The 13,429-nt window shown below is 51.2% G+C and carries 14 protein-coding genes and 2 riboswitches; of the genes, 5 read left to right on the forward strand and 9 right to left on the reverse strand.

The genetic code is table 11. The features are described from left to right. From thiM to thiW, 4 genes are read left to right on the forward strand one after another with little or no spacing between them, the layout of a single operon-like run. The gene (gene thiM / locus B0X71_RS08235) at nucleotides 1-786 is read left to right on the forward strand and encodes a hydroxyethylthiazole kinase (RefSeq protein ID WP_077588966.1); all 786 of its coding nucleotides are present in this window, start codon (nucleotides 1-3) and stop codon (nucleotides 784-786) included. Continuing rightward, nucleotides 783-1,616 (forward strand): bifunctional hydroxymethylpyrimidine kinase/phosphomethylpyrimidine kinase, encoded by an 834-nt coding sequence (gene thiD, locus B0X71_RS08240; RefSeq protein ID WP_077588967.1) that lies wholly within the window; start codon nucleotides 783-785, stop codon nucleotides 1,614-1,616. Before thiM ends, thiD begins: the two co-directional genes overlap by 4 nt. After that, nucleotides 1,600-2,253, forward strand: coding sequence for a thiamine phosphate synthase (thiE, locus tag B0X71_RS08245; protein ID WP_077588968.1), 654 nt, complete (start codon nucleotides 1,600-1,602; stop codon nucleotides 2,251-2,253). Before thiD ends, thiE begins: the two co-directional genes overlap by 17 nt. Then, complete coding sequence (gene thiW, locus B0X71_RS08250; protein ID WP_077588969.1) at nucleotides 2,250-2,738, forward strand: energy coupling factor transporter S component ThiW; 489 nt, start codon at nucleotides 2,250-2,252, stop codon at nucleotides 2,736-2,738. Before thiE ends, thiW begins: the two co-directional genes overlap by 4 nt. An 89-nt stretch (nucleotides 2,739-2,827) precedes the next feature. Here thiW and B0X71_RS08255 read toward each other — a convergent pair whose 3' ends face one another. Next, entirely contained in the window at nucleotides 2,828-3,589 is a 762-nt protein-coding gene (locus tag B0X71_RS08255; RefSeq protein ID WP_077588970.1) for a 3-oxoacyl-ACP reductase, read from the reverse strand. A gap of 83 nt (nucleotides 3,590-3,672) precedes the next feature. Then, a riboswitch (TPP riboswitch) is annotated at nucleotides 3,673-3,779 on the reverse strand. Nucleotides 3,780-3,966: 187 nt separating this feature from the next. Between B0X71_RS08255 and B0X71_RS08260 the strand changes: the two genes are divergently transcribed. After that, nucleotides 3,967-4,509, forward strand: a complete 543-nt coding sequence (locus B0X71_RS08260; RefSeq protein ID WP_077588971.1) for a hypothetical protein — start codon at nucleotides 3,967-3,969, stop codon at nucleotides 4,507-4,509. A gap of 64 nt (nucleotides 4,510-4,573) precedes the next feature. Here B0X71_RS08260 and lysA read toward each other — a convergent pair whose 3' ends face one another. The 8 genes from lysA to B0X71_RS08300 are packed head-to-tail and all read right to left on the reverse strand — an operon-like array spanning nucleotide 4,574 to nucleotide 12,651. Beyond that, entirely contained in the window at nucleotides 4,574-5,863 is a 1,290-nt protein-coding gene (lysA, locus tag B0X71_RS08265) for a diaminopimelate decarboxylase (RefSeq protein ID WP_077588972.1), read from the reverse strand. Next, complete coding sequence (locus tag B0X71_RS08270) at nucleotides 5,860-6,909, reverse strand: alanine racemase (RefSeq protein ID WP_077588973.1); 1,050 nt, start codon at nucleotides 6,907-6,909, stop codon at nucleotides 5,860-5,862. Before B0X71_RS08270 ends, lysA begins: the two co-directional genes overlap by 4 nt. Next, the gene (locus tag B0X71_RS08275; RefSeq protein ID WP_077588974.1) at nucleotides 6,906-8,057 is read right to left on the reverse strand and encodes a M20 metallopeptidase family protein; all 1,152 of its coding nucleotides are present in this window, start codon (nucleotides 8,055-8,057) and stop codon (nucleotides 6,906-6,908) included. The genes B0X71_RS08270 and B0X71_RS08275 overlap by 4 nt, the downstream gene beginning before the upstream one ends. 49 nt (nucleotides 8,058-8,106) lie before the next feature. Further along, nucleotides 8,107-8,826, reverse strand: a complete 720-nt coding sequence (dapD, locus tag B0X71_RS08280) for a 2,3,4,5-tetrahydropyridine-2,6-dicarboxylate N-acetyltransferase (protein WP_077588975.1) — start codon at nucleotides 8,824-8,826, stop codon at nucleotides 8,107-8,109. A gap of 2 nt (nucleotides 8,827-8,828) precedes the next feature. Beyond that, on the reverse strand, nucleotides 8,829-9,560 hold the full coding sequence (dapB, locus tag B0X71_RS08285) for a 4-hydroxy-tetrahydrodipicolinate reductase (protein WP_077588976.1): 732 nt from the start codon (nucleotides 9,558-9,560) through the stop codon (nucleotides 8,829-8,831). Further along, nucleotides 9,560-10,444 (reverse strand): 4-hydroxy-tetrahydrodipicolinate synthase, encoded by an 885-nt coding sequence (gene dapA, locus B0X71_RS08290; RefSeq protein WP_077588977.1) that lies wholly within the window; start codon nucleotides 10,442-10,444, stop codon nucleotides 9,560-9,562. The genes dapB and dapA overlap by 1 nt, the downstream gene beginning before the upstream one ends. After that, entirely contained in the window at nucleotides 10,441-11,433 is a 993-nt protein-coding gene (locus tag B0X71_RS08295) for an aspartate-semialdehyde dehydrogenase (protein ID WP_077588978.1), read from the reverse strand. The genes dapA and B0X71_RS08295 overlap by 4 nt, the downstream gene beginning before the upstream one ends. Nucleotides 11,434-11,448: 15 nt before the next feature. Beyond that, nucleotides 11,449-12,651 (reverse strand): aspartate kinase, encoded by a 1,203-nt coding sequence (locus B0X71_RS08300; RefSeq protein WP_077588979.1) that lies wholly within the window; start codon nucleotides 12,649-12,651, stop codon nucleotides 11,449-11,451. Nucleotides 12,652-12,728: 77 nt separating this feature from the next. Further along, nucleotides 12,729-12,906, reverse strand: a riboswitch (Lysine riboswitch). Nucleotides 12,907-13,429: the final 523 nt, after the last annotated feature.

A 13,429-nucleotide genomic window follows, 5' to 3' on the forward strand; every position in this document is an offset into this window, starting at 1 on the left:
ATGCTGACACAAATCAGAGCCGAAAAGCCGATTATTCACTGCCTTACAAATCATGTCGTCTCAAATTTCCAGGCGAACGGGCTTCTATCACTCGGAGCTTCCCCAATCATGGGAGAAGCACCGGAAGAAGCAGCGGATCTTGCGGCTCTCGCCGGAGCGGTTTCACTTAACATCGGCACATTGAATGAAACAACTGTGACAAGCATGTTGATTGCCGGAAAAGCGGCAAACAAAAAAGGAGTTCCGGTTATTTTGGATCCGGTCGGAGCCGGAGCCACGCCGTATCGCCTGTCAACGGTGAAGCGGATACTGGAGGAAGTTGAAGTCAGCGTCCTTCGCTGCAACGCCGGTGAGCTTGCTGCGATTATGGGGGCAGATTGGCAATCAAAAGGAGTGGATGCCGGAGCAGGGGAAGCAGATATAACCCAACTTGCGCGAAGCTCGGCGAAAAAGCTTTCAGTAATCGTGGCTGTCACCGGAAAAACCGATGTGGTGACAGACGGGGACACTGTTATCGAAAACGCATCCGGTGATCCGATCATGACTTCCGTTACGGGCATGGGGTGTCTGCTGAGTGCTGTGGTTGCGGCATTCTCGGCAGTGTCACCGGATCGCCCGCTTGCTGCGGCTGCAGAAGCACTCCGGTTTTACGGACTTGCCGGAGAGAAAGCAGCTCAGCATGTGAAAGGGCCAGGCAGTTTCCAAACTGCTTTCCTTGATGCATTATCATCTGTCAGACAAAGCGATATTGATGAGCTTAACCGAATGGAGGATGGGGCTTTATGAGTATGATGAAACAAGTGCTGACGATTGCCGGCTCAGATTCAGGCGGCGGCGCCGGCATTCAGGCGGATATCAAAACGTTTCAGGAACTCGGGGTTTATTCCACATCAGTTCTGACAGCTGTAACCGCCCAGAATACACGTGGTGTCCATGGGATTTATCCGATGACAAGAGAAGCCGTGGAAAAACAGCTCGATGCCATCGGGACGGATTTTCAGATTGCCGCTCTGAAAACCGGCATGCTGTTTGATGCAGAGATCATTGAAGCGACAGGAAAAGGGATTCAGCGCTACGGATGGAAAAACGTCGTCGTGGATCCGGTCATGATTGCGAAAGGCGGAGCTTCGCTTCTGCAGCAGGAAGCGGTGGATGCGTTGAAAGCGTACTTGCTGCCGCTTGCCGAAGTGGTAACACCTAATATCCCGGAAGCGGAAGTGCTAAGCGGCATAGCGATCCATAATTCAGCTTCCCGCGAGAAAGCGGCACAGGAAATAGTATTGGCAGGCGCAGCTTCCGTTATCATTAAGGGCGGACACGGGAAGGATCCGGATATCGCTGAAGATTTTTACATGAGTAAAACAGGGGAGTCATTTCTGATCCGTTCACCGCGGATCGATACGGATCAGACACATGGAACCGGCTGTACGTTTTCTGCTGCTGTTGCCGCGGAACTGGCAAAAGGACAGAGTATGAAAAATGCTATCCACACGGCAAAACGATTCATCCAGGCGGCCCTTACGGATCGGCTGAATATCGGAACAGGGTATGGTCCGACAAATCATGCGGCCTTTAACACAACGAAGGAGGCGAATCCGATTGAAGTTGTTCACTAAGCCATCGGTCTACTTCATTATGGGAACAACAAACGCAGTGGGCCGGGACCCGTTAGTTATTTTGGAAGAAGCGTTAATTGGCGGCATCAGCCATTTTCAATTAAGAGAAAAAGGGACAGCGGCATTAACCGGTAAAGAGCTGAAAACATTTGCGTTGGCATGTCAAAAGCTCTGCCGCCGCCATCGGGTGCCGTTCATTATAAATGATGATGTCGAACTCGCATGTGCCATCGATGCAGATGGTGTCCATGTCGGGCAGGAAGACTTGGACTGTGCATCGGTTCAGAGCCGGATCGGAAAGGATAAAATTCTTGGAGTTTCGGTTCATTCAGTCGAAGAAGCGAAGCGGGCGGTAGCTGATGGAGCAGATTATGTCGGAATGGGGCCCGTCTATGGCACCCGTTCCAAAGATGATGCGAAACCGCCTGCAGGCATTGTGGGGATTGTGGCTGTTAAAAAAGCGTTTCCTGCGCTATCAATTGTCGGCATCGGCGGAATTAAACCGGAAAATGCCAGCGCCGTCTATCAGGCGGGCGCGGAAAGTGTAGCGGTCATTTCATCTCTTGCAGGAGCGGAAGATGTACGAGGTCAAGTGAACCTCTTTAAGGAAGCATACAAAGGAGCTCCTCAATTATGAAGACAAAGCAGATGGTACTGATGGCCATGTTTGTCGCTATCGCCGTTGCGGGCTCGGCGTTTATTTCGTTTCCAGCAGGTATCGCCCGCGCTTATCCGATTCAGCATGCCATCAATGTCATGGCAGCGGTTCTGTTCGGACCGGGTCCGGCGGTTTTGATCGCTTTTCTGACCGGTGTGGTCCGAGTCATGACCGGAACAGGTTCATTGCTTGCGTTTCCAGGAGGCATGATCGGGGCATTTCTTGCGGGCATCCTGTATTTGAAGTTCGGGAAATTGTGGCTGGCTGCAGTTGGCGAAATTATCGGCACCGGGATTATCGCCTCGCTGATTGCTGTTCCGTATGCCCGGATTTTGATGGGAACAGAAGCGGCCGCTTTCTTTTTCATGCCACCGTTCCTTGTGTCGAGTATAAGCGGTGCAGTGCTCGGTGTTATCCTTGTTTCGAGACTAATGAAATCCAAAGCGACTCAATTGCTTTATTAAGAAATTCGAGTAGGAGTCGGGATACTTCAAAATAAGAAGACATAAGAAAGACTCCGGCAGTAGTGCCGGAGTCTTTCTTTTAGTAGCGGTCAATGCATCACGAGACCGCCGTCGACAATGAGGTTCTGCCCGGTGACCGCCCGGCTCCAGGGGGATGAGAAAAACAACACAGCATCCGCCATTTCCTCAGGAGTCGTCACACGCTTTAACGGGGTGCTCGCGCTGATCAGATCGAAGACATCGTCCGGAGTGGCAGCACTGGCATCCGTTTTTTGGAGCAGCCCGCCGGATACCATGTTGACGGTAATACCGTTTGCGCCCAATTCGTTTGCCATTGTCCGGGTAAAGCCAATCAATGCCGCTTTGCTGGTGTTGTAGTCATGATAAGGCACAACGGGGTTTTGGACCAAGTTCGTCCCGATTGTAATAATTCGACCGAAATTGAGCCGGGACATACCTTCAACTGCAGCTTGTGTGGTATACAAAGAAGCTTTTACACTGCCGTCCAGCTGGGTTTGATAATCTTCCCACTGGATCTGCCCGGCATTCTTCCGGTTTACCGCATCGAATGTAAAATTGATTAACGCGTTATTGACAACGGTGGTGACAGATTGGTTGAAATGTTGTTCCGCTTGTTCAAACAGCCTCAGCACGGCTTCTTTGTCGGTGACATCCGCTTGGATTGCAACAGCGTGATCGCCGATATCCTGGACGACCTGCTGTGCTTTTTGTTCGCTTTTGTAAAAGTTGACGACCACTTTGGCACCTTCACGTCCGAAGGCTTTTGCGATTGCTGCTCCCAGTCCTCTGCTGGCGCCGGTTACCAGTATGACTTGGTCTTTAATTTCCATGAATGTTCTCCCCTTTATTGGTTGGTATACAAAAACGCCGCTCCCCCGGGAAGGGAAGCGGCGTGTGCAATCCATTAAAAAGAGAGCAAGATCCGCCACTTCCCTCCGCTGGTATGATCCAGATCAGGTTCAAAGGGTCCGAGCTCTGCTCGTCTCAGCCGTTTTTCATGCGGCTCCCCCAGTGGGCGATTCGTATTCGGTTATGTTCTTTTCAAGCGTAGCACACTGCAGGCGAAACGACAAATTGTCCTCTAATGCCCTCCGCCAACCTTTCTCCCGGATTAATTTTTTGAAACCTTTTCCTCTTATAACCGACTACTATATCAATAACAGGGAATTTGCTGGAAATCATTGAAACTTGAAAGGGAGACAAGAAAATGAAATTAATTGTCTTATCGCTGCTGTTGCTGCTGCTTATCGGGTGCGGTACAACAGAAGGAACGATGAATGAACCGGAAACTGAACCTGCTGATGAACCGGCAGAAACGATAACTGCTATGCCTGCAGAAATGCCGGAGGACTTTGATTTTTCTATTCGGTATGGCATTACCAGTAAGAACGAAGTGGATACGTTCGACGATACGGTCACGAAGGATTTAATTACCAACGGAACGGCTTCGGCAGACATTAAGTTGTCCGACGAAGAAATGAAGCTGGTGTATGAAAAAATGCAGAAAATCAACGCGATGGCCCCAAAAGAACTCGTCCCGGATGCCGGATGCATCCACACACCACATGAAGTGGATATCTGGAAGATTCAGGCGCTCGGTGAAATCATCACGCATGAAGTCTCCCAAAAGTATTGTGAACTGACAGAGGACGCACAGGAACTGCTCAATCTGCGAAAATTCATCGTTGATCTGATCGAGGAAAAAGAGGCATATGAAGAATTGCCGGAAGCAGAGGGGGGTTACGCATAGTCCGCCTAAATTCATGCGTAAAATGAAAAATGGCCCTGCAATTCGCAGAGCCATTTTTGCCCGTTCACTTCGTTTTTCCCAATTGATCGTCCGTCACTTCATTCACAAGCAAATCTTCAAGCGACTGCCGGCGGATGACGAGCCGGTGATCATTGCCGCTCACAAACACGATAGCCGGTTTCAGCATCTGGTTGTAATTCGACGCCATCGAGTAATGGTAAGCGCCTGTCGACAGAACCGCAAGCAGATCCCCTGGCTCGACCGGCGGCAGTTCAATGCCTTTTGCGATCAAATCGCCGGATTCGCACAACTTGCCGGCCACTGTGGTTGTAATTTCTTTGCCTTCCGGCTCGCGATTGGCAAGCTGCAATGTATATTTTGCATCATACAGCGCAGTGCGGATATGATCGCTCATGCCGCCGTCAATGGATACATACGTGTTGACGTCGGGAATGTCTTTCACCGTCCCGACGCGGTACAACGTCAAGCCTGCTTCACCGACAATGGAACGGCCGGGCTCAAGCGACAGGTGCGGCACCGGATAATCCAGTTCAGCACACACGTTTTTCACAGTTTCTGTAATGCGGGTTACGCCATCTTCAATCGGATAGCTGATATCTTCATCCGTGTAGCGGATGGAGAAGCCGCCGCCGGCATTAAGGACATCTGCCTGGATGTTGTTTTCATGCAGCCAGCGCAGCACTTTATCGATCGTCGTAATCATGCCGTTCGGGTCGTAAATCTGTGAACCGATGTGGAAATGGACGCCTTTGAATACGAGGTGCTCTGCTGCCTGGATGCGGCTTATGCCGTCCAGTGCCAGCCCTTTCTCAATGCTTAAGCCGAATTTACTATCTTCCTGGCCGGTCTGGATGAATTCGTGTGTATGAGCTTCAACACCCGGATTGATACGGACAAGCACTTCGACATCGCGATCTGCAAGCGCATCGATCCGCTCGATTTCCCCGATCGAATCAATGACGAAGTACTCGATGCCGGCATCCAGCGCATAGCGGATTTCCGCTTCGGTTTTGTTATTGCCATGGAAGTGGATGCGGTCCGCCGGAAATCCGGACGCAAGCGCCGTATACAACTCGCCTTCACTGACGACATCAAGCCCCATGGCTTCTTCATTCATCAGCCGGAAAAGCTGGACGGAACTGAACGCTTTACTGGCGTATGAAACAGTGTAATCCAATCCGCTTGTTGAGAGCGAGTCATGAAAACGGCGGCACTGGCTGCGGATTTCATCTTCATCGTAAACAAAAAGCGGTGTGCCATACGCATCAGCCAAAGACGGCAAAGAAACACCGCGTATGGTCAGTTCACCTCGTTCATTTCTCGTTAAATTCATGCCAAAATCTCCTTTGTGAGCGAATTATGGTTCAAGGCACTCATCTGTTCAGAATTCGCCCCGACACCAAGGAATGTGTAATGATCCACCCGCAGCACATCGTTATACAGATACACGGTGTCACCAGGCTGCACGTCCTCATCAACGACAACAAGCAAATGACTCATCATCAGAGCGCCGATCGGGTAACGGCGGCCGTTGATCAGCACTTCATGCTTGGCGCGCGTCCGGAGCACGCCGTCACCGTAACCGATATCCGCGATGGCGACAACGCAGTCTTTCTCTGCACGGAAAGCGCTCGAATAGCCGGAGCTTTCGCCCGCTTTCAGCCGGATGGTCTGAATGATATTCGCGCTGACGGATACGACAGCGGGAGCCAGACTTTCCGGCAATCCGCTGTACGGCCGGGAGCCATATAATAATATGCCGAGGCGGGCGTGGGTATGGCCCGGAAACAATCCATCCCGAACAAACGACGCGCTGTTTTGGGCATGGATGAACCGGAGGCCGCGCGCTTCAGCTCGAATCGATTCCAGCAAATCGAGCCAGTCCTGTTTTTCCTTCTCGTACTCGGCCGACCCGATCTCATCAGCGAATGCAAAATGGGTCCAGACACCGGTTACGTTGACAGTTCCCGCTTCCAGCACTTCAAACATCTCGTCCGCCCGGTCAAAGCCGGAGCGGCGGAGCAGGTTCTTGTACTCGAGATGGACATCGATGCCCTGCAAATCCTGTTCGTGTTCCCGGAAGAACGGCAGGGAAGGGAGAGTCATCGCAATCCGGTTTTCCCGGAGTTTATCGAAATCAGTCGACGGGTTCATCAGGAAAATGGCAATGTGGTCATCGAGCTGCCGAAGTTCCACCGCTTCTTTTAATGAGGTGGTGGCGAACGCCCGGATGCCCGCTTTATAGAACGTCCGGAAGGCCAAATCCAGGCCGACGTTGTACGCGTTGTTTTTTACGACAGCGAGCACATCCGTCTGCCCCTGCAGTTGCCGGGCCTGATCGTATAAATTGGTCTGATTGATGGTGAGTGTCGCTGTCATTGGGTTTCACCAAACTTCTGAAGGATGGTTTCGTAGAAACGGACGCCATAAGTGAGGCTCGTCTCGTCGAAATTGAAGCGGGCGGTATGAAGGCCGCTCGTATAGCCCTGCCCTTTGTCCTGCACCCCAAGGAAGGCGAAATGCGTAACGGCTGCATCCCGGTAAAAGGAGAAGTCTTCACCGAATAAATACGGTTTGTCTTTCAACACCACATCAAGACCTGCTTCCGCCGCGCATTCCGTTACAAACGGCAGCAGGGAAGGATCGTTCACAACCGGCGGGTAGCCTTCTGCGAACTCCACGCGCGTTGACGTACCGAATAAGGCATCGGTTCCGGCTGCGATGGCCTGCAGTTTCTCCTGAACAGTTTTGAGATCACCAAGTTCATACGTTCGGATGGTTCCTTCCAGGTAAGCGTTTGATGGAACCGTGTTGATCGCTTCACCGGCCTGCATTTTACCGATATGCACGATGTTCTGATTCAAGCCGCTCAGAAAGAAATGCTGGAGCTGCTGGATCTGACTGACGATGGCGTTCAATGCACCAAGCGCATTCGCACCGGTTTCTTTATTTGCCACATGAGCCGACTTGCCATCAATGTGGATGCGGTATTCAGTCGCACTTGCAGTCAGCGGACCATTTTTTGTCAACAGCGTGCCTGCCGGATTATCCGGCATCAAGTGGAGACCGAAAATCGCAGCCGGATTGTAGTCAGCGAATGGAAACTCCCGGACGAGCCGGCCCGCGCCCGCATTCGCTTCTTCTGATGGCTGAAACAACAGAAGCACATTATGCGGCAGGCTGCCGGATTGCTGCAATGCCTGACAGCGCTCGGCAAAAGTCAAGAGCATCGACGTGTGCCCGTCATGGCCGCAGGCGTGCATGGCGCCGACATGTACCGACTTGAAGGAAATCTCATTTTCTTCTGCGATTGGCAATCCGTCAATATCCGCCCGGAAACCGACCGTTGTAGTTGAATTTCCCTCTAAGTAGACGACCGTTGCTGTTTCAAGCGGCGTCATATATGGAATGCCGAGCTCATCAAGTGTGTTGCGGATATATGCAGCCGTTTTGAATTCTTCAAAGCTGAGTTCCGGAATCTGATGCAGCGTCCGGCGGTGTTTTGTTAACGTTTCCTGTAAATCCATTGAAAATCACTCCATGAAAGGCAAAAGAGGCATTCCGCCTCTTCGCCGATTACTGATTCAGTTTTCTGAGGGCCTGGACGATTTCAATTTTCCCGCCCTGCACTTCACTCGCCTGTTTAATGACACGGGCTGGAACGCCTGCCACAACTGCGCCGGCCGGCACATCTTCTGTCACGATCGAGCCTGCTGCGACAACTGCGCCTTCACCGACTGTTACGCCTTCAAGAACGACTGCGTTGGCACCGATCAGGACGTTATCTTCAATGATAACCGGTTTTGCGCTTGGCGGTTCAATGACGCCTGCAAGCACGGCACCTGCGCCGACATGGACGTTTTTGCCTGTCGTAGCGCGGCCGCCGAGGACCGCGTTCATATCGATCATCGTACCTTCACCGACCACTGCGCCAATATTGATTGTCGCGCCCATCATGATGACGGCACTGTCGCCGATAACGGCATGTTCCCGGATGAATGCACCCGGCTCGATCCGTGCGTTGATGTTTGTCGCATCGAGAAGCGGGATGGCACTGTTGCGGCGGTCTTGTTCAATGACCAGATCCTGCAGCTGTGCTTCATTGGCTTCATAGAACGGCTTCCAGTCTTTCAAATCCGCAAAGATCGTGAAGGACCCCTCGTTGCCGAATACCTGGAAGCTTGAAGGGAAGTCGGATTTCACAAATTCGGTGTTTACGTATATTTTCAATGGGGTTTTCTTGTCTGAATCACTGATGTACTGAATGATTTCCTGTGCTGTAAATTCTTTTACCAAAATTAATCCACTCCTAAATTCGAATATGTGTAGTAGCCGTTCGGTTTCGTCACGAGCTTTTCCGCGACATCGATGGCTCCGTTTGCAAAAATATCTTTCGACTGTGCTTTGTGCTGGATCGCAATTACTTCGTCATGCCCGGCATACAGGACTTCGTGTTCACCGACGATTGTGCCGCCGCGGATCGAATGAATGCCGATCTCCTTGTCGGTCCGCTTCGCTTCCTGGGCATGGCGGTCATACACCGGTTCCACGTCCTGCCGCGTTTCTTTGATGGCATCGTATAATTTAACAAGCGTACCGCTCGGCGCATCGATTTTTTTATTGTGATGCCGCTCAGTCAGCTCGATATCGAAATTGCCGAGAAGCGGTGTCGCATAGCGGATGAGCTCTTGCAGGATATGTACGCCGTAGCTCATATTCGCACTAAAGAACACCGGTTGCGTCTCCGCCTTGTCCTGCAAGAGTCGAACCAATTCCTCTTTTTCGCCCGTGGTTGCAATAATGAGCGGGAGGGACGGGTCCGATGCCAGCAATTCTTTGACGAGTGCCGGGTGCGAAAAGTCGATCAGGGCATCCGCGTCCGGTAACTCATCCGCTGGTGTAAACACCGGATACGAGATGCCGTCTTTCGGGCTGCTGAGCACGACGCCGGCAATTTCATGGCCGCGCGCTTCTGCGAGCGCAGCTGTCCGTTTGTTCATGGCCCCGAATCCGAGTAACAACAACCGCATTACTGCACCTCCGCACGGAGTCCGTCGAACAGCTCGACCAGATTTTGACGAACGTCTTCTTCAAGCGGCACGAGCGGCAGGCGGACTTCATATTCGCCGAATCCAAGGTGAGCAGTGAGGGCTTTGACCGGAATCGGGTTGACGTCTGCTCCGAGTGCGGAAATGAGCGGATACAGCCGGTAATGAATGCTGCGGGCAGCGGCAAGATCAGTTTGCGCCTGTTCATACAACGCCGCGTAATCAGCCGGCAGCACATTCGCCGCTACAGAAATCAGCCCATGGCCGCCAAGCGCGAGAAACGGCAGCACCGAGTCATCATTGCCGCTGTACAAAGCAAACGCGTCATCCGTCAGCAGCTTTACTTGCGATAAGTAATTGAAATCGCTTGTCGCATCTTTCAGACCGGCGATATTCGAATGCATGCTGAGCGCCTGAACCGTTTCCGGTGTGATCGTCATGCCGGTGCGGGAAGGCACGTTATATAGGAGAATCGGCAGCTCGACCGCATCGGCAACTGCGGTGAAATGAGCGACCAGCCCACGCTGGCTCGTTTTATTATAGTACGGGGTGATGAGCATGAGTCCATCGACACCGATTTCCTGCGCTTCCAGGGAAGCGGCGATGGATGCCTCCGTCGAATTGGAGCCGGTCCCCGCAATGACCGGTACCCGGCCGCCGGCAGTCTGAACCGCGATTTCGAGCAGCTGGCGCTTTTCTGCGGCAGTGAGTGTGGAGCCTTCTCCGGTCGTTCCGTTGATAATGAGGCTCTGAACTCCGTTATCCATCAGAAATTCAAGGTGGCGACGGAAACTTTCCGCATCAATTTCATTGTGACGGAATGGCGCTGTAACCGCCACCCCAATCCCCGTAAATAAATGTGTCATTCCAATCCCTCATTTCGGTTTAGTAGTTGTTCGAGAATTTGAACGGCATTAAGGGCCGCGCCTTTCAATAAATTATCGCTCGTCACCCACACGTGATAGCTGTTCGGCAGGCTCCCATCTTTACGGATCCGGCCGACAAAGACTTCTTCCTGTCCGGAGGCGGTCAGCGGCATCGGATAGACATTATTGGCAGGGTCATCCTGCAGCACGACAGCAGAACTGTCCCGGAATACTTGCTGAAGTTGTGATACGGCAGGTGACGTATTCAGCGTGACATTCATTGCGACGGCATGGCCGTTCTCAACGGGTACCCGTACGCATGTGGCTGTCACATCCAATTCCGGTTTGCCGAGAATCTTTCGCGTCTCGTCCATCATTTTCTTTTCTTCTTTCGTGTAGCCATCCTCATCAAACACGTCGATGTGCGGCAGGGCGTTGTTGTAAATGGCGTGCGGGTAATTGACCGGTTCTTCCCCGCGTTCCCCACGCGCCAAATCCTCAATCCCTTTCACACCGGAACCGGATACAGCCTGGTAAGTCGTGTAGGCGACCCGGGATACGCCGAACGCATCTTCCAGAAGTTTGAGCGGAACGACCGATTGGATTGTCGAGCAATTCGGATTGGCAATGATACCGCGCTTCAATTGCGGCGTGTTGACTTCCGGCACGACAAGGTCGATTTCCGGATCCATCCGGAAGGCACTTGAATTATCAATGACGATGGCGCCGTGCCGTTCAAACAGCGGAGAGAAGGTTTGGCTTGTGCTGCCCCCGGCTGACATGAGGACATAATCAAAACCGCCATCTGTTTTTTCTTCTGTCAACTCTTCTACAATAAGTGTCCGGTCTTTAAAAGGAACTTCCAAACCCGCCGAGCGCTTGGAGGAAAACAGTACCACCTCATCCGCCGGAATATCTTTTTTCTCCAATAATTCGATCATTTTGCGGCCGACGAGTCCAGTCGCACCAACTACTGCCAATTTCACCATCTGTAAATCCTCCTTTTATAAATCAAAGCGGCCACATAATAAGCGGGCGGCATGTTCGCCGTTATCGGCATCAACCACATAAGAAATGGAGATTTCAGATGTCGTGACCTGATAGAACGGCACGTTCGCTTCAATGAGCGTCCGGAATACTTTCGAGGCGACACCGGTCATATCCCGCATGCCGGAGCCAATGACCGACACTTTAACGAAGCGGTCCTCGATTTTAACGTACAAATCCGGATAAACTTCCTGAAGCTTGCTGAAAATTTTCTGGATCTGAGTCTCTTCCGTGTCTTTCATTGTGAATGACAGCTGCAAGCCGTCGTTATTCGTAATTTGTGAAATCATATCGACATTGATTTCTTCCTGTTCGAGGTACATGAACGTGTTATCGAGTAATACAGTATCGTATTGCGGATACGTCAGCGTGACATGGATCATGTCTTTATCGAGCGCGACACCGGTCACTGCCTTTTTCTCAAGCATTTCAGTTCTCGCCATTACCCAAGTTCCTCTCTCGTCCGATAACGTTTTCCCCAAGTAAATCGGAATGTTGTAGTTTTTTGCAATTTCCACACTGCGGGTGACCAGTACACCTGCCCCGAGCGCGCTCATTTCCATCATTTCTTCATAGGATACTTCTTCGAGCCGGCGCGCTTCCGGATAAATGCGCGGGTCTGTGCTGTACACACCGGCTACATCCGTATAGATTTCACATGGACTTTCGAGTGCAGCGGCGAGTGCAACTGCCGTCGTATCGGATCCACCGCGTCCAAGCGTCGTAATTTCACCGTCCGTGTTAAATCCTTGGAAGCCGGCAACAATGAGCACATCGTGGATTTCAAATAATTGCTCAAAATAATCGGTGTTGATTTTCGAAATTTTACTTTTTAAATGGTGGCCGACTGTTTCAATTCCAGCTTGGAAGCCGGTCAGCGGTTTCGCCGCCACATCCAAATCGTTCAGCATGATCGACAGGTAGGAGATGGTCTGCTGTTCACCGGTTGTCAGCAAAACCGCAAGATCCTGTTCTTTCGGTGTTTTCGTGATTGAACTCACCGTTTTCAGCAATTCATCTGTCGTCTTGCCCATGGCGCTGACAACCACGACAAGCTGTTCGTCGCGTGCGGTCCGGTCTTTTAAGTATTCTGCGATGGCTTTGATTTTGTCGATGCTGGCGACTGAGGTGCCGCCGAATTTCAGTACACGTCGTTTCATAGGCTGCCTTCTTTCCGGAGAAATAAAAAAGACAAGCCGGGCTCAGGAGCCCGACTTGTCTATGATCTGTCTTATATCCAAGTGGAAGCACTCCATTATTCCGAGAATAATGACAAATTGCATACTCTTAATATGCAATCCAACGGCAAGCCGCCTGCAAGCAGACTTCCGTTTCGGCAATTCTCCCTTTCGCTTAGCCCAAGTTGCAGCTTTCGGGGCTTAGGTACTCATGATCATTGCGCCTCATCCATTGTGTATGAAGTTTTCAAAGTTTCAATGTTGTGACTGATTATACGGGAAGGCAGAATATTTGTAAACCGATAACTGAAAAAATTACAGAAACTTCTATGGGGCCGGCTGCATGAGATACCTGAACAGCCCCGAACTGGAAACAAATTGTAACTTCTTAAGCGGGTTTACCGACAAATGAAAGTAAGAAAGAAAATCACTCGCCTGATTTTCGTGGATGGGTAAATGAGTTGTCCAGATAAAGTGAAGTGACTGAAGTGTTTCTGTAGATGTAATCCATCTATGCTACACTTAAGGAAGGAAATCCCAAATAGATTAAAATGGTGCAGAGTTGATGGATCGGGATGACGATCTCAGAAATAGCATGCATGTAAAAGTATATTTTACTATAAGTTGTTAAATCAAAGAAGGGACTTTTACAAAACGCTTTCGTCGCTCAGGGCATGGCTCCCACTGTAAGCCGGGAAGAACACCCGTCTTATAGCTCCGCCCAGCCCACGATCGCGCCGGCGCTTCGTCAATTGTAAAC

Source organism: Planococcus lenghuensis, assembly GCF_001999905.1.
Lineage (GTDB): Bacteria > Bacillota > Bacilli > Bacillales_A > Planococcaceae > Indiicoccus > Indiicoccus lenghuensis.